The organism is Kitasatospora sp. NPDC089797 (genome assembly GCF_040684795.1).
In the GTDB taxonomy this organism is placed as follows: domain Bacteria; phylum Actinomycetota; class Actinomycetes; order Streptomycetales; family Streptomycetaceae; genus Kitasatospora.
The window spans coordinates 27,919-43,444 of record NZ_JBFBGS010000014.1; the positions used below are offsets into that span (position 1 = coordinate 27,919).

15 protein-coding genes are annotated in these 15,526 nt (G+C 75.4%); 12 read left to right on the plus strand and 3 right to left on the minus strand.

Annotation, left to right across the window (positions count from 1 at the left end; genetic code table 11):
* Positions 1-69: 69 nt before the first annotated feature.
* Together AB0O91_RS13135 and AB0O91_RS13140 are read right to left on the minus strand one after the other, a co-directional pair.
* Positions 70-846 (minus strand): methyltransferase domain-containing protein, encoded by a 777-nt coding sequence (locus AB0O91_RS13135; protein WP_363431248.1) that lies wholly within the window; start codon positions 844-846, stop codon positions 70-72.
* Positions 847-898: 52 nt separating this feature from the next.
* Positions 899-1,993: an alpha-hydroxy acid oxidase gene (locus AB0O91_RS13140; RefSeq protein ID WP_363431251.1), complete on the minus strand. Its 1,095-nt coding sequence runs from the start codon at positions 1,991-1,993 to the stop codon at positions 899-901.
* Between the two features lie 255 nt (positions 1,994-2,248).
* Between AB0O91_RS13140 and AB0O91_RS13145 the strand changes: the two genes are divergently transcribed.
* From AB0O91_RS13145 to AB0O91_RS13200, 12 genes are all read left to right on the plus strand, one after another.
* Positions 2,249-3,619, plus strand: coding sequence for an AMP-binding protein (locus AB0O91_RS13145; protein WP_363431254.1), 1,371 nt, complete (start codon positions 2,249-2,251; stop codon positions 3,617-3,619).
* A gap of 43 nt (positions 3,620-3,662) precedes the next feature.
* Positions 3,663-3,938: a phosphopantetheine-binding protein gene (locus AB0O91_RS13150; RefSeq protein WP_363431256.1), complete on the plus strand. Its 276-nt coding sequence runs from the start codon at positions 3,663-3,665 to the stop codon at positions 3,936-3,938.
* Positions 3,935-4,237 (plus strand): acyl carrier protein, encoded by a 303-nt coding sequence (locus AB0O91_RS13155; RefSeq protein WP_363431259.1) that lies wholly within the window; start codon positions 3,935-3,937, stop codon positions 4,235-4,237. The genes AB0O91_RS13150 and AB0O91_RS13155 overlap by 4 nt, the downstream gene beginning before the upstream one ends.
* Positions 4,234-5,403: a beta-ketoacyl synthase N-terminal-like domain-containing protein gene (locus AB0O91_RS13160; RefSeq protein WP_363431262.1), complete on the plus strand. Its 1,170-nt coding sequence runs from the start codon at positions 4,234-4,236 to the stop codon at positions 5,401-5,403. The genes AB0O91_RS13155 and AB0O91_RS13160 overlap by 4 nt, the downstream gene beginning before the upstream one ends.
* Positions 5,404-5,419: 16 nt before the next feature.
* Positions 5,420-5,959: a beta-ketoacyl synthase N-terminal-like domain-containing protein gene (locus AB0O91_RS13165; RefSeq protein WP_363431265.1), complete on the plus strand. Its 540-nt coding sequence runs from the start codon at positions 5,420-5,422 to the stop codon at positions 5,957-5,959.
* 192 nt (positions 5,960-6,151) lie between these two features.
* Positions 6,152-7,783 (plus strand): class I adenylate-forming enzyme family protein, encoded by a 1,632-nt coding sequence (locus AB0O91_RS13170; protein WP_363431268.1) that lies wholly within the window; start codon positions 6,152-6,154, stop codon positions 7,781-7,783.
* Positions 7,780-9,036, plus strand: coding sequence for a beta-ketoacyl-[acyl-carrier-protein] synthase family protein (locus tag AB0O91_RS13175; RefSeq protein ID WP_363431271.1), 1,257 nt, complete (start codon positions 7,780-7,782; stop codon positions 9,034-9,036). The genes AB0O91_RS13170 and AB0O91_RS13175 overlap by 4 nt, the downstream gene beginning before the upstream one ends.
* 155 nt (positions 9,037-9,191) lie before the next feature.
* Positions 9,192-10,220 (plus strand): 4-hydroxyphenylpyruvate dioxygenase, encoded by a 1,029-nt coding sequence (gene hppD, locus AB0O91_RS13180; RefSeq protein WP_363431273.1) that lies wholly within the window; start codon positions 9,192-9,194, stop codon positions 10,218-10,220.
* 27 nt (positions 10,221-10,247) lie between these two features.
* Positions 10,248-11,162, plus strand: a complete 915-nt coding sequence (locus tag AB0O91_RS13185; protein ID WP_363431276.1) for a phytanoyl-CoA dioxygenase family protein — start codon at positions 10,248-10,250, stop codon at positions 11,160-11,162.
* Positions 11,159-12,205, plus strand: coding sequence for a thiamine pyrophosphate-dependent dehydrogenase E1 component subunit alpha (locus AB0O91_RS13190; protein WP_363431278.1), 1,047 nt, complete (start codon positions 11,159-11,161; stop codon positions 12,203-12,205). The genes AB0O91_RS13185 and AB0O91_RS13190 overlap by 4 nt, the downstream gene beginning before the upstream one ends.
* Positions 12,202-13,170, plus strand: a complete 969-nt coding sequence (locus AB0O91_RS13195) for a transketolase C-terminal domain-containing protein (protein ID WP_363431281.1) — start codon at positions 12,202-12,204, stop codon at positions 13,168-13,170. The genes AB0O91_RS13190 and AB0O91_RS13195 overlap by 4 nt, the downstream gene beginning before the upstream one ends.
* 57 nt (positions 13,171-13,227) lie before the next feature.
* Positions 13,228-14,016, plus strand: coding sequence for a DUF3050 domain-containing protein (locus AB0O91_RS13200; protein ID WP_363431284.1), 789 nt, complete (start codon positions 13,228-13,230; stop codon positions 14,014-14,016).
* 70 nt (positions 14,017-14,086) lie between these two features.
* Here AB0O91_RS13200 and AB0O91_RS13205 read toward each other — a convergent pair whose 3' ends face one another.
* Entirely contained in the window at positions 14,087-15,448 is a 1,362-nt protein-coding gene (locus tag AB0O91_RS13205; RefSeq protein WP_363431287.1) for an acyltransferase, read from the minus strand.
* Positions 15,449-15,526: the final 78 nt, after the last annotated feature.

Below are 15,526 nucleotides of genomic sequence, written 5' to 3' on the forward strand. Positions count from 1 at the left end.
GGTTCCGGCGGGTGGGCCGGGCGGCTGGGCTCGACGGCCGGGCTCAGCGGTCGGCCTCGACGGCTGGGCTCAGCGGTCGGCCTCAACGTAGACGGTCTCGTCGGTGCGGAAGGCCGTGTCGAGGTCGGCGACGTCCGAACGGAGGCCCTGGCGGTAGGCGCAGTGCCGGATCTGGTCGGCGCCGAACCCGGCCAGGGTGAGGACGTGCCGCAGCTCGTCCAGGTCGTAGATCCACTGGTGGCCGTAGTGCCGGAAGATCTGGTTGACCAGGAAGGCCGGGCGGGCGGGCATCGGCGGGCCGAAGCCGAGGACGGTGAGCCGGCGGCGGTGCTTGGCGAGGAAGCCGTCCCCGGTGGCGTAGCCGACCAGGTAGCGGGCGAGGTCGGGGGTGGTGAGGCGCAGGACGCCGCCGGGGCGCAGGATCCGGCGGGCCTCGCGCAGCCAGCCGACCGCGACGGGCATGGTGACGTGCTCGATCAGGTGCTCGGCGTAGACCCAGTCGATGCTGGCGTCGGCGAAGGGCAGCGGGCGGGCGATGTCCAGCTGGGTGAACCAGCGGTCGCCGTCGACCCGGTAGAGGGTGCCGGGTTCGGTGGCCGCGTCCGGGCTGCGCAGGGTGGCGAGGTCGGTGCCGAGGCCTTCCGGGTGGTCGGTCCTGAACGCGGCGAACTCCACTCCGGTGATGCCGAGTTCGGCCAGTTCGGCGTGGTCGCGCGGCAGGGCGCCCGGGCGGGCTTCGAGCTTCGTGCAGGTCGCGACCTCGGCGCTGAAGGCGTCCAGGTGGGTGTCCAGTCCTTCCGGGTCGTCCCAGTCCCAGCCGGGGAAGCGGTCGTTCGGTTCGGTCATCGGTTCTCCTTGGGGAACGTGGCGCGGGTGCGGGTCGGTTCAGCGGCTCGGTTCAACCGACCGGGCAGGGCCAGCGGGCGAGCGCGTCGCGGCCCAGGCCGGCGAGCCGGGGGCGGCCCAACAGGGCCATGGTGTGGTCGAGTTCCGCGCGCAGCAGGTGGAGCACCCGGAGCACCCCGGCCTCGCCGTCGACGGCGAGGCCCCACAGCGCCGGTCGGCCGATCAGGACGGTCCGGGCGCCGAGGGCGAGGGCGACGGCGAGGTCGGTGCCGCTGCGCACGCCGCCGTCGAAGAGCACCGGGAGGTCGGCGGGCACCGCGTCGACCACCTCGGGCAGCGCGGTCAGCGCGGGCAGCGCGCCGTCCAGTTGGCGGCCGCCGTGGTTGGAGACCAGCACGGCGTCGGCGCCGTGCTCGACGGCCAGCCGGGCGTCCTCGGCGGTGAGGACGCCCTTGAGGACCAGCGGGAGCCGGGTGCGGGCGCGCAGCCAGGCCAGGTCGGACCAGCTCAGGGTGGGGTCGAACTGCTCCCGGGCGTGCTCGGCGATGCCCGAACTGCCCTGGTCGGCGCGGTGGCTGGCGGACATCAGGGAGTCATCCAGGTTGACCGCGCGGACGGTCGGCGGGATGGCGAAGCCGTTGCGCAGGTCGCGCGCGCGGTGGCCGATCCTGGGCGCGTCCACGGTGAGCACCAGGGCCCGGTAGCCGGCCTCCTCGGCGCGCTCCACCAGGGCCTCCAGGGCGGCGCGCCGGCGCAGCCAGTAGAGCTGGAGCCAGAGCGGGCCGGTGGCGGCCGCGGCGATGGACTCCAGGGTGCGGCTGGCGAACATCCCGACGACCAGCAGGGCTCCGGCCCGTCCGGCGGCGCGCGCGGTGGCGGTCTCGCCCTCCGGGTCGACCAGCCGGTGGTAGGCCATCGGGGCGATTCCCAGCGGGAGTTCGAGCGGTGTTCCGAGCAGGGTAAGGGACGGGTCGCAGTCCGAGACGTCGACCAGGGTGCGCGGGCGCAGTGCATAGTGCCCGAACACCTGCCGGTTCGCCGCCAGCGTGCGTTCCGTGCCGCTGCCCCCTTCGATGAAGTCCCAGATTTCCGGGGGGAGTCGGTCGCGCGCCGCACGTTCGATCCCGGCCAGCGTGAGTGCTCCCACGGGCATCCTTCTTTCCCGGACGGCCACGCGCGGGCCAGTCCCGGTTCGGCAGCGTAGGAGCAACGACCACATTGGTATAGACCTTGATTTGACCAAACGTCTGTGCCATGGTCTGGCAACGGAATTGACCGTATTGGCTGTGTGGCGCCTATTGCGTCCATGTCAAATCCCCTCACTTGTTGTGGAGCCGCGTTGACCGGCTTTTCCTCTTTTCCCCTCCCGCTTTCCGCACCGCCGCACGCCGACGCCCCGGAGTTGTGGGTCGAGCGGTCGCTGCTGGCCGGTCCGGGCGGCGAGGAGTGCCTGCACTTCGGCGCCCCGCTCGACCGGGACGCCCTGCGCGCCCTGGTCGAGGAGCAGTCCGTCCGGCTGGCCGCCGCCGGGCTCGGCCCGGGCGGGACCGCCGCGCTGCGCCTGCCGCCGTCGGTGGCGTTCGTCGCCGTGCTGCTGGCCTGCTGGCGGCTCGGCGCCCAAGTCGCACTGCTCGACCACCGGTTGACCGACCACGAGGTGGACGCGGCGGTGGCCCGGCTGGCTCCGCAGGTGCTGGTAGGCTCCGCCCACCGGCCCGCCGCGGCGCTGCGCGGCTTCTCCGAGGTCGAGCCGGTGGCCACCGCACTGCCGGACGGCCGCCCGGCCGGCACCGGACACGCGCTGATCCAGCTCAGCTCCGGCTCCACCGGGCCGGCCAAGGTCATCGCCCGTACCGCCTCCGACCTGCTGCGCGAACTCGACTGCTACCGCAGACTGGTGGAGTTCCCGGGCGAGGGCGAGCGGGTCGTGCTGCTGTCCTCGGTGGTGCACGTGCTCGGGCTGGTCGGCGGACTGCTCAACGCCCTGCACGCCCGCGCCGCGCTCACCGTGCCGGAGCGGATGACGGCGGCCGGGATCCTCGCCGCGGTCGCCGCGGACCGGCGCCCGACCACCGTCATCGGGGTGCCCTTCCACGCCGAACTGCTGGCGGGGACGGTCGCTCCCCCACCGCTGCCGCAGCTGCGCCGGATGGTCGTGGCGGGCGAACTCGTCCGCCCGGGCCTGCCCGCGCTGTTCGGCGACCGGTACGGCGTCCCGCTCGGCACCATGTACGGGATGACCGAGACCGGGGTCATCGCCACCGACCTCGACGGCACCCTGCACCCGGCCAAGCGCCCCGTCCACGGCATGCGGATGCGGCTGGTGGCGGGTGAGCTCCAGCTCGGCGCCGCCGCCTCCCCGTACCCGGGGCTGGACGACCCGAGCCGCTGGGCGGACGGCTGGCTGCACACCCGCGACGCCGCCGCGCTGGACCCGGCGACCGGCCTGGTCACCGTGCACGGCCGGCTCGACTCCCAGGTCTCGATCGGCGGGCTGAAGGTCGACCTCACCGAGGTCGAGCAGACCCTCAGCGCGCTGCCCGAGGTCCGCGAGGCCGTGGTGGTCTTCGACGGCGAGGCCGTCCAGGCCTACCTGTCCGTCGAGGCCGGGGCCGAACCCGCCCTGGTCCAGGACGGGCTGGCCCGTCGGCTGGCCGCCTACAAGCGGCCGCGCCGGCTGGTCGTGCTGCCCGCCCTCCCCCGCACCGCCACCGGAAAGCTGCTGCGCGACCCGGCCGCCCTGCGCGACACCGCCGCGGCCGTCGTGCGCTGACCGGACGCACCACCCGCTCGACAACCCGACAAGGAGCACCATCATGCAGGACCGCATCCGCGCGTTCGTTCTGGCCGCCCTCACCGAGATGCAGTACGACGTCTCCGAGGTCACCGGGGACACCGACCTCGGCCCGGCCGGGCTGGACCTCGAGTCGCTCGCCCTGGCCGAGCTCTCGGTGCAGGTCGAGGACGAGTTCGGGATCAAGTTCGACCTGGACGAGATGGAGACCACCGCGATGATGACGCTGGACGAGTTCACCGCCGACGTCGTCAAGCGGATCGACGCCCTCCCCGCCGCCGCCGGCAGCGCGGCATGACCGACCCGGCCCGCCCCACGGACTCCCCGGCCGACGGCCTCCCGGGCCGGGCCGAGGTCCTGGCGATGCTGGCGGCGTTCGGGCAGCGCGCCGCCGACACCGTGCCCGAGGATCTCGGATCGCTCGAACTCACCTGGCTGATCGCCGAGTTCGAGCAGCGGTACGGCATCCAGCTGGACCTGGACGACGAGCGCTTCGGCGCCGTGCGGACGGTCGACGACGCCACCGAACTGCTGCGCGCGGCGGTGCTGGCGGAGCGGACGGGCGCGCCCGGCGAGCCCGTGGAGGCGCGGCCGTGACCGGCTCCGTCGCCGGCGCGCCCCCGCACGGCCCCCCGCCGCTGCCGCCCGCCGCCCGGCCGGTGGTCACCGGCGTCGGCGTGCTCAGCGCCGCCGGGCGCGGGCTCACCGCACTGACCGAGGCCGCCGCCCACGGCAAGACCGCGTTCGGCCCGGTGACCCGCTTCGACGTGACCGACCGCCGTACCACCCGGGCCGCCCTGCTGCCCGCGGGCGTACCGCTGGCCAGCACCTTCCCGCTCGCCCGGGCCGTGCTCGACGCGATCGGCCAGGCCTGCCGCCAGGCCGGGCTGACCACCGCGGAGGGCGCCGCGATGCCCGTCCTGCTCGCGCTGCACAGCGACGAGCGCACCCGTGCCACCGCCGACGCGGTGGCCGCCGGGGTGCGCGCGGGCTGGGGCGCGCCGGGTGTCACCCGGGTCTACACCGGAGCGTGCGTGGCGGCCGCGACCGCCGTCGCCGACGCCGCCGCCCTGGTCGCGGCCGGGCGGCACGAACGGATCCTGGTCGCGGCCGGCCACCTGGTCGAACCGGGGGTGTTCGCCGTCTTCGACGCCGGCCGCGCGCTGGCCCGGGACGGCGAGCTGCGCCCGTTCAGCGCGGGCCGCACCGGCACCCTGCTCGGTGACGCGACCGCCGCCGTCCTGGTCGAGTCGGCTCCGGCCGCCGCCCGCCGCGGCGCCCCCGCGCTCGCCCGGCTGGCCGGCTGGGGCCGGGCCGGGGACGCCCACCACGTCTGCCGCCCGGAGCCGGCGGGCACCGGGGTGACCCGGGCGATCGAGGCCGCGCTGCACCGCGCCGACCTCACCCCCGCCGAGGTCGGCTACGTCAACGCCAACGGCACCGGCTCCACCCTGGCCGACCAGGCCGAAGCCACCGCCCTGCGCCGGGTGTTCGGCCCGCACGCCGGCCAACTCCCGGTCAGCTCCAGCAAGTCCGTGCACGGACACGCCCTGGAGGCCTCCGCGCTGCTCGAACTCGCCGTCACCATCGGCGCGTTGGACACCGGACTGCTCCCGGTCAACGCCGGCTGGCTCGGCCCCGACCCGGCCGTCGGGCTGGACCTCGTCCTGGACGGCCCGCACTCCGCCCGCCCGCAGTACGCCCTCAGCCTCAACTCCGCCTTCGGCGGCGCCAACACCGCCCTGCTACTGGCCGCCGCCTGACCCCGACGCCGACACCATGAGCACCCCTGCCGCCACCGCCCTGCACGTCCTCGCCGAGGCCCGCCGCCCCGGCCCGGACCTCCCCGGCCCGCCACCCCCGCTGCCCGGCTTCGCCGCCGACGGCCTGGGCCCACTGATCGCCGACACCGCCGACCGCTGCCTGCACGCCCGGCACGGCCCGCCCCCCGCCGCCGGGCGGACCGCCCTGCTGCTCGCCAGCGCGAGCGGCGACCGCGCCACCGCCCGGGCCATCGACCGCAGCGCCGACCCCGGCCGGCGCCCGGCCCCGCTGCTGTTCTTCCAGTCCAACCCCAACGCCGTCCTCGGGCACATCGCCGCCCGCTGGGGCCTGACCGGCCCCGTCGTGGCGATCAGCCCGGCCGAGGCCGTACCCGGCACGGTCCCCGCGGACGCCTACGAGCTGGCCGCGCTGCTGCTCGCCGACGGCGACGCCGACCGCGTCCTGGTCGTCGCCGCCGAGCAGACCGACGACGGCGACCACGCGGTGGCCCAGTTGCTCGCCGCCCCGGCCGACCCGGACCACCCGGCCGACTGAACCCGTCGGGAACCCCGGCCCGTAGCCATCAGCGAGGCCCGCCGCCTGACGCAGCCGCACCCCGGCACACCAGCGCGCACCCCGCCCACCGTCACCCCGCAGCAGGCCCGCCACCGTCCGCGCGCCGACCGCACGCCCGCCACCCGATCAGCCGCCCGGGCCGCCCCGGCCCCGAGGGAGGGATCCACCCCCGTGACCATCCGCAGTCTCCGCACCCAGCTCGCGGACGACCCCGACGTGGGCGCCGGCAACGTGCTGACCGCCCGGATCGCCCTCGGACAGGGCCTGGACGAGCCGCTGCTGACCTTCGACACCCCGGTCGACCACCACCCCGCCTGGCAGCCGCTCACCCTGCGCGAGCTCGACCGCGCCGTCCGGGCCCGCGCCGCCGCCCTGCACGGCCTCGGCATCACCCGGCGCGACCCGGTCGTGGTCTACGCCGGCGACGCCGCCGACCACGTGCTCGCCTTCCTGGCGCTGGCCCGGCTCGGCGCCGTCCCCGCCCTGCTCAACCCCAACCTGGACGCCGAGCGCGCCGCCCGCTACATCGCCCGGATCGGCGCCGCCGGGGTGCTCGCCGACCCGGCGCACCTGGCCGCCCTGGCCGGCCACGACCCGGGCGCGCCGCTGCTGCCCGAGATCTCCAGCCTCGGCGCGGGCGACCCGGAGGCCGCCCCCGAGCCCTACCGGCACTGGTCCGGGGACCCGGTGGCGATCACCCACTCCTCCGGCACCACCGGCATGCCCAAGGCCGTCGTCCACTCGCACGCGAGCCTGTACGCGGCGATCCGCCACCGGCTGCGGCTGCCCCGCCCGCAGGGCCAGGAGCGGATGCTCAGCGCACTGCCCGCCCCGCACGCCGCGACCCTGATCGCGCTCAACCTGGCGCTCAGCTCGCACACCGAACTCGCCTGCCTGTCCGGCCAGTCCGGCGCCGCGGTGCTGGACGCGATCGAGCAGTGGCACCCCACCGGGGTGATCGGCTTCGCCGCCACCTGGTCCGACCTCGCCCACCACGACCTCACCGCCCGGGACCTCGCCTCCGTGGCGCTCTGGTGGAACACCGGCGACTGCGCCCACGAGGTGCACATCCGCCGGCTGATCGCCACCGGCAGCCGGGAGACCGTCACCCGGGCCGGCCGCGCCCGGCTGCCCGGTTCGCTGTTCGTCGACGGCCTCGGCTCCACCGAGATGGGCCACTCCCACTTCTTCATCACCCACGGGCCCGGCACCGAGCGCTACGGGCGCTGCGTCGGCCGCCCGCACGCCTTCGTCGACTGCGAGGTGGTCGGCCCGGACGGCGAGCCGCTCGGCGACGGCGAGGTCGGCGAACTCGCGACCGCCTCACCGACCCTGGCGCTCGGCTACTGGAACGACTCGGCCACCACCTTCCGCACCCGGCTGCGCGGCCGCTTCCTCACCGGCGACCTGATGTACCGGGACGCGGACGGTTACTACTACCACGTCGACCGGGCCGTGGACTCGCTCGAACTCGGGGACGGCACAAGGCTGTTCACCGCGATGTCGGAGGAGCGGGTGCTGGCCGCCCGCCCCGACGTGCTGGACTGCACGGTGGTCGCGTTCCGCGACGGCGAGCGGGCGGTCACCGACGTGCTGCTGCTCCTCACCGCGGACGCCGAACGCGGCGACGGCGCGGACGCCGAGCGCGACAAGGCCGTGCTCGACGCCCTGGACGCGGCCACCGCCGGGACCGTCCGCCGGGTCCTGGTGGTCACCGGGGACGACATCCCGCTCGGCCCGACCGGCAAGGTCCGCAAGGTGCTGCTGCGACAGCGCCACCTGGCGGCGGTGAGCGCCCGGTGACCGCCCGCGAAGCCGCCGTCGTCACCGGCATCGGCCTGGTCTCACCGCTCGGCCGCAAGCCCGCCGAGGTCTTCGAGGCGCTGGCCGCCGGCCGCTCCGGCCTGCGCGCCGTCCCCGAGGGCCACCCCGCGCACGGCTGGCTGCCCGCCGCCGGGATCGCCCCCGCGGTGGACGGCCGCGAGGTGCTGCCGCCGACCGAGACCCGCTGCGTGGACCGCTTCGTGCTGCTCGCGCTGGCCGCCGCCGACGACGCGCTCGCCGACGCCGCGCTGACGGTCGGCCGGGACGCCGACCCGCACCGCACCGCCGTGGTGCTGGCCACCGGGGGCGGCGGCCTGGAGACCTTCGAGCAGCAGTCGCACCGCCGGCTGGACCGCGGCCGCCCCGGCGTCAGCCCGTACCTGCTGCCGGGCATGCTCTCCAACATGGCGGCCGCCCGGATCGCCATCAAGCACGGCATCCGCGGCTACAGTTCGGCGGTGGTGACGGCCTGCGCGGCGGGCGCCCAGGCGATCGCCGAGGGGCTGCGGCTGATCCGCGCGGGCGACGCCGACGTGGTGGTGTGCGGCGGCACCGAGTCCTCACTGCATCCGACCATCGCCGCCGCCTTCACCAACGCCCGTGCCCTGGCCCAGGGTTGGGACGATCCCGAGCAGTCCAGCCGGCCCTTCGACGCCCGCCGCAACGGCTTCGTACTGGGTGAGGGCAGCGCCGTGCTGGTCCTGGAACGGGCCGGGCACGCCGCCGCCCGGGGCGCCACCGGGTACGCGGACGTGCTCGGCTGGGGCGCCTCCACCGACGCCCACCACCCGACCATGCCCCGCCCGGACGGCACCGGCGCCGCCGACGCGATGCGCATGGCGCTCGGCAACGCGGGCCTGGCACCCGGCGACATCGACTACGTGAACGCCCACGGCACCGGCACCAGGCTCGGCGACGTCGCCGAGACCGCCGCCCTGCACGCCGTCTTCGGCGCACACCCGCCGGCGGTCAGCTCCACCAAGGGCGCCACCGGCCATCTGCTGGGCGCCGCAGGGGCGTTGGAGGCCGCGGTGACGGCCCTGGCCGTGGCCCGGGGGACGCTGCCGCCGACCCTCAACCTGACCGACCCCGACCCGGCCTGCGACCTGGACCACGTCCGGGGCGCCGCCCGGTCGGCGCCGGTGCGCGCCGCCCTCAGCAACGCCTTCGCCTTCGGCGGCCACAACCTGAGCCTGATCCTCGGCCCGACCTCGATCCGGGCGACCGGATAGGGCTGCCCCGGGCCGCCGCGATCCGGGCGGCCGGCCAGGGCGGACCCGCCCCGGGGCCGTCCCGGGCCACCACGATCGGCGCACCCCGCTGCCGGGCAACGCCGCCCGGCAGCGCGCCGATCCTCGAACCACCATCCCTCCGGGGGGAGATCCCGTTGTCCATCCAGACCATCGCCCGCGTCGAGTTCCACTGCGCGGACGCCGACAAGACCGCAGCCGGGCTGTGCGCCGATTACGACTTCACCGCCGGACCGCCGGCCGTCGCGGCGGACGGCACCCGCACCGTCGACCTGCGCCAGGGCTCGATCCGGCTGCGGCTGACCTCCGCCGCCGACCCGGGCCACCCGGTGTCCGCCTACGTCGCCCGGCACGGGGACGGCATCGCCGCCCTCGCCCTCGGCTGCGCCGACCCGCAGGCCGCGCTGGAGCGCGCCGAACGGCACGGCGCGCGGGTGCTGGACCGGGAGGCCGGCCTGATCGCCGGCTTCGGCGACACCGCCCTGCGGTTCGTCCTGCTGGAACCGACCGAGCCCGCCGACGCGACCGGGCCCACCGACACGACCGGGCCCGCCGAGGCCGCCGGACCGGGCCTGCTGGACGCCCTCGACCACGTCGCGATCTGCCTGCCGGGCGGCGAACTCGCCGCCGCCGTACGGTTCTGCGAGGCCGCGCTCGGCTTCCACGCGATCTTCGAGGAGTACATCGAGGTCGGCGAGCAGGCCATGGACTCCACCGTGGTGCAGAGCGCCTCCGGCCTGGTCACCTTCACCCTGATCGAGCCGGACACCGCCCGTCGGCCCGGCCAGATCGACGAGTTCCTGGCCGCCCACGGCGGGGCCGGCGTGCAGCACCTGGCCTTCAGCACCCGGGACATCGCCACCGCCGTCCGCACCGTCCGCGCCCGCGGGGTGGAGTTCCTGACCACCCCGGGCGCCTACTTCGACGCCCTCGCCGAGCGGCTCGGCGCCACCGCCATCCCGGTCGAGACCCTGCGCGACCTGCACGTCCTGGTCGACCAGGACCACGGTGGACAGCTGTTCCAGATCTTCGCCCGCTCCACCCACCCCCGGCGCACCTCCTTCCTGGAACTGATCGAACGCCAGGGAGCCGGCACGTTCGGCACCGCGAACATCAAGGCGCTGTACGAGGCGGTCGAGCGACAGACCTCCGCCGCCGCCAGCTGATCGCCCCCAGGAAGGGACGCACCACCGATGACCACCGCCACCGAGTTCCGCCTCACCGACGCCGAACGCGCCCTGCTGCCCACCCCCGAGGAGGTGGCGCACTACCGCGAACACGGCTGGTACCTCTCCCGCAAGCTGTTCACCGACGAGGAGCTGGACGCCCTCCAGGCCGCCACCGAGCAGTACTACGCCGGCCACCGCGACCGCGAACTCCCCGCCCGTCCGCCCCGGTTGGCGGCCTGGGAGCCCTCGCACGGCCCGGTCCAGCGGCACAACGACTACGTGCACCACCAGAGCGACGCGATCGGGGCGCTGCTGGGCAAGCCGCTGATCGGCGCGGTGGCCGCGCTGCTGGCCGGCACCGAGGAGATCCGGATCTTCCAGTCCACCCTGATCTACAAGCCACCGGTGCCCGGCGAGCCCAGCAACCGGGTCCCGTGGCACTTCGACAAGCACTACTGGCAGACCTCGACCTCCGAGTCCATGCTCACCGCCTTCATCCCGTTCCACGACTGCCGCGAGGAGAACGGCACCATCACCATGGTGGACGGCAGTCACCGCTGGCGGGAGCTGCCCTCCGGCGAGGACTCCACCCGGCACTTCGCCGACCGGGACAACTCCGAACTGGACGCCATCCTGGAGGCCAACGCCGCGTTCAACGGGCAGCGGGTGCACAAGGTCCCGATGCTGATCCCGCGCGGCCACATGTCCTTCCACCACTGCCGCACCTACCACGGCAGCGGCCCCAACCTGGCGTCCTTCCCCCGCCGGGCCGTCTCGCTGCACCTCCAGGACGGCGCCAACGAGTACCGCCGGCACGAACGGCCGGACGGCGGCCCGGTGGTGTACAACCACGACGTGCTGGTGCGGCGCACCGCCGACGGCCGACCGGACTACGCCGACCCGGCCGTCTGCCCGACGCTCTGGCGGGGCACGCTGTGACCGCACCCCCGCCCGTAGCCGCCTCCGCACCCGGGTCCGCGATCGCCCCGCTGGCCTCCCCCGCCGAGCGCTACCGGATGCTGCGGCTGATCCGCGGCTTCGAGGAGCTGGCGCTCGGCCTGGTGAAGGCCGGCGCGATCCCCGGCGGCATCCACCCGTACATCGGCCAGGAGGCGGTGGCGGTCGGCGTCTGCTCGGCGCTCGGCCCGGCCGACCGGCTGACCAGCACCCACCGCGGCCACGGCCACGTGCTCGCCCGGGGCGCCGCCCCGCACCGGCTGCTCGCCGAACTCGCGGGCCGCGTCGACGGGTTGAACAGCGGCCGGGGCGGCTCGATGCACGCCGCCGACCTCTCGCTGGGCATCCTCGGCGCCAACGGCATCGTCGGCGCCGGGGCCCCGATCGCGGTCGGCGCCGCCTGGGCCCTGAAGCACCAGGAGCACGGCGAGGGCTCAGCGGACGGGGACGGCGGGGTCGCGGTGGCCTTCTTCGGGGACGGCGCGCTCAACCAGGGCGTGCTGCTGGAGTCGCTCAACCTGGCCGCGATGTGGCGGCTGCCGGTGGTCTTCGTCTGCGAGAACAACGGCTACGCCACGACCCTGCCCGCCGCCACCGCCGTCGCCGGCAGCGCCAACGGCCGGGCGGCCGCCTTCGGCATCCCCGCCGAGCAGGTGGACGGCATGGACACCGAGGCGGTGCGCGCCGCCGCCGTGCGCGCGGTCGAGTGGGCCCGCTCGGGCGGCGGCCCGGGCTTCCTGGAGTGCCGCACCTACCGCTACGAGGGCCACCACACCATGGAACGCCGGATGAAACTGCGCTACCGCACCCCCGAGGAGGTCACTGCCTGGCGCGAGCGCGACCCGCTGCCCCGGGCCGCCGCCCTGCTCGACCCCGGGGAGGCCGCCGCGCTGGACCACGCGGTGGCCGAACAGCTGGCCGCCGCCGAGGAGTTCGCGCTCGCCTCGGCGCACCCGGATCCGGCCGGCGCGCTGGACCACCTGTACGCCGACGGCCTGCGCCCCCGGGCGGGGGTGACGCCGTGACCAGGCTCTCGTACACCAAGGCGCTGAACCGGGCGCTGGCCGACGAACTCGCCGAGGACCCGACGGTCTGCGTGTTCGGCGAGGACATCGGCGCCGGGATGGCCGGCCCGACCCTGGGCCTGCTGGACCGCTTCGGCCCCGGGCGGATCGTCGACACCCCGCTGTCCGAGCAGGCCTTCACCGCGATGGCGATGGGCGCCGCCCTGACCGGGCGGCGGCCGGTGCTGGAGTTCCAGATCCCCTCGCTGCTCTTCCTGGTCTTCGAGCAGATCGTCAACCAGGCCCACAAGTTCTCGCTGATGACCGGCGGCCAGGCGGGCGTCCCGCTGACCTGCCTGGTGCCCGGGTCGGGCTCGCGGGACGGCTGGGCCGGGCAGCACTCCGACCACCCCTACAGCCTGTTCGCGCACGCCGGGGTGAAGACCGTGGTCCCGGCCACCCCGACCGACGCCTACGGGCTGCTGCGCTCGGCGATCCGCGACCCGGACCCGGTGGTGGTGTTCGCCCCGGCCGCCGCCCTGCCGGTGCGCGAGACGGTCACCTGGGACCTCGTGCCCGTCCCCCTCGGACGGGGCCGGATCCACCGCACCGGCACCGACGTCACCGTGGTCGCCCTCGGGCACCTGGTGCACGACGCCCTGGCGGTCGCCGAGGAGCTCGCGCCGGAGATCTCGGTCGAGGTCCTCGACCCGCGCAGCGTCCACCCCTTCGACTGGCCGCTGCTCGCCGAATCACTGGACCGCACCGGCCGGCTGGTCGTCGTGGACGACTCCAACCGCAGCTGCGGCTTCGGCGCGGAGGTGCTGGCCACCGCCGCCGAGGAGCTGCGCCTGATCGCCCCACCGCGCCGGATCACCCGCCCGGACGGCGCCGTGCTGCCCTTCGCCCCCGCCCTCGACCGGGCCGTCCAGCCCGGCCGCGAGCAGCTGCGCCAGGCGCTGCACGCCGTCATGAAGCACTCCTGACCCACCGCCCCTCCCGCCCCCGCTCGCCCCCGCTCGCCCCCGAGAACAGGAGCACCGATGTCCACCAACCGCTACCACTGGGACCGGTCCCACCCCGGCCTGACCAGCCTCCAGCAGGCCATCGACCCGCTGCGCCGCGAGGTGGTCGGCCACACCGTCTACCGCGGCCTCGACAGCATCGAGCGCGTCCGCTCCTTCCTGGGCAGCCACGTCTTCGCGGTCTGGGACTTCATGTCCCTGCTCAAGAGCCTCCAGCGCGACCTGACCTGCGTGGACGTCCCGTGGGTCCCGAACGGGCCGACCGCCAGCCGCCGGCTGATCAACGACATCGTGCTGGTCGAGGAGAGCGACGAGCTGGGCGAGGGCTACACCAGCCACTTCGAGCTGTACGTCGAGGGCATGCGCCAGGCCGGCGCCGACCCGCGCCCGGTGGAGGAGTTCCTCGCCCTGCTGGGCACCGGCACCCCCGTGCCGGAGGCCCTCAAGGCCGCCGGAGTGCCGCAGGCCGCGGTCGACTTCACCGGCACCACCTGGTCGATCATCGAGAACGCGCCGGTGCACTGCCGGGCCGCCGCCTTCGCCTTCGGCCGGGAGGACCTGATCCCGGACATGTTCACCCAGGTGATCGCCATCGACGACCCGGACGGCGTGCTCACCGTCTTCAAGGACTACCTGGCCCGGCACATCGAGGTGGACGGCGAGCAGCACACCCCGATGGCGATGCAGATGCTGATCGACCTGTGCGGGGACGACCAGGCGAAGTGGGACTCCTGCGCCGAGACCGTCCGCACCGCGCTGGACGCCCGGGTCCGGCTGTGGACCGCGATCGAGCGCTCCTTCGTCTGACGCACCGGCCCGCCCGTTCGCCCGCCCGCCCGTTCGCCCGGCTACGGGGCGGACGGGCGGGCGGCGCCGCTCAGACCGCCTTCGGCAGCAGTGCGGCCGACCCGGGCAGCGGGTCGGTGGCCGTCCGGAACCGGTGCAGCGCCGCCCGGCCGTCCGCCCCGCGGACCCGGGCCGCGAGCCGGGCCGGCAGCACCACCGTGCTCAGGAAGCCCTCCCCCCGGTACCCCTCCACCGTCCAGCAGACCCAGGGGATCGGGTAGTTGGCGGCCGGGCTGAAGAACACCGGCCGCTGCCCCTGGAAGCTCACCCGGTAGACCCCGAAGCCGCTCCAGTTCGAGAAGCTGAACCGGCGGGCCTGCGGGTCGAAGCCCAGCGGCACGCACTCGGCCAGCCGGCCGGGCCCGAGGGCGGCCAGGAACCCCAGGTTGGCCCGCAGGTTGAGGTGGGCGGTCGGGAACTCCTCGACCGCCGTCCGCAGTTCGGCGGCCAGCACCGCCGGACCGTCCGCCGGCCGCTGCGGCAGGTGCACCTCGCTCAGCAGGTTGCCCAGCAGGTCGGGCGAAAGCCCCAGCCAGCGGCGGACGTTGACCGGGACGGTCAGCATCCGCTCCGCCCGGTCGCCGTCCAGGTCCCGCAGGGTGCTGACCAGATGGGCGCAGAGCACGTCCCCGGCCGAGAGGCGGCGCCCGGCCACCGCGCCGAACTCCTCGCGCATCCGGGCGATCTCGGCGTCGCCGAAGGCGATCTGGACGGTCCGGTTGGCCCGCGGCCCGACCGCCACCTCGCGCGCCAGCAGCTCGGCCTGCCCCGGCGACGGCACCCGGAAGCCCGGCCGCCCGCAGTCCTCGGCGGGCAGCACCGCATTCAGCAACGCGTCCTGGTCGTCGACGAGTTCGGCCTCCGGGAGCGGTTCGCCCTCGACCGCCGCCGACCAGATCCGCAGCAGCAGCACGAAGCTGCTGAGGTCCCCGACCGCATGGTGCCAGGAGCAGCCGAGCAGCGTCCCGCCGTCGGCGGTGCGGGTGATCCGTACGGTGAACAGCGGGGCGCCGCCGGTGCGCGCGGCCCGGGCGTCCACCGGGTCCACCAGGTCGGTACCGGCCGCGGTGACCCGGCCGATCGCCTCGGCCAGGGTGCCGTCGACGGTGTAGACCTCCAGCGGGACGCCGGAGTCGTCGCAGTGCGCCTCCAGCCGCTCCGCCCCGGCCTGCCGCACGGTGCGCAGCCGGCCCCCGAACACCGGCGCCCGGTCCAGCGCGAGGGCCAGTCCGGCGGCCAGCCGGTCCTCGTCCAGCGCCCCTTCGAAGCAGAGCACCACCGAGACGGAGAGGTCGGCGAGCATGGTGTCCATGATCCCCAGCCGCAGCACCCGGCCGTCGGCGCGGCCGGCTCGAACGATCCGCGAACTGCGCAACTGCGGCCAGATGGTCATGGCATCCCTACGCTCGTGGGCGGGCACGCCGAACGATAGTGGCGCGCCGAGGCAGTGGTCCAGTCCAATGTCACCATC

Bases quoted from the DNA above. Each gene is read 5' to 3' on its own strand.
- AB0O91_RS13135 (WP_363431248.1), bottom strand. From the start codon at position 846: ATGACCGAACCGAACGACCGCTTCCCCGGCTGGGACTGGGACGACCCG.
- AB0O91_RS13150 (WP_363431256.1), top strand. From the start codon at position 3,663: ATGCAGGACCGCATCCGCGCGTTCGTTCTGGCCGCCCTCACCGAGATG.
- AB0O91_RS13155 (WP_363431259.1), top strand. From the start codon at position 3,935: ATGACCGACCCGGCCCGCCCCACGGACTCCCCGGCCGACGGCCTCCCG.
- AB0O91_RS13165 (WP_363431265.1), top strand. From the start codon at position 5,420: ATGAGCACCCCTGCCGCCACCGCCCTGCACGTCCTCGCCGAGGCCCGC.
- AB0O91_RS13185 (WP_363431276.1), top strand. From the start codon at position 10,248: ATGACCACCGCCACCGAGTTCCGCCTCACCGACGCCGAACGCGCCCTG.
- AB0O91_RS13200 (WP_363431284.1), top strand. From the start codon at position 13,228: ATGTCCACCAACCGCTACCACTGGGACCGGTCCCACCCCGGCCTGACC.
- AB0O91_RS13205 (WP_363431287.1), bottom strand. From the start codon at position 15,448: ATGACCATCTGGCCGCAGTTGCGCAGTTCGCGGATCGTTCGAGCCGGC.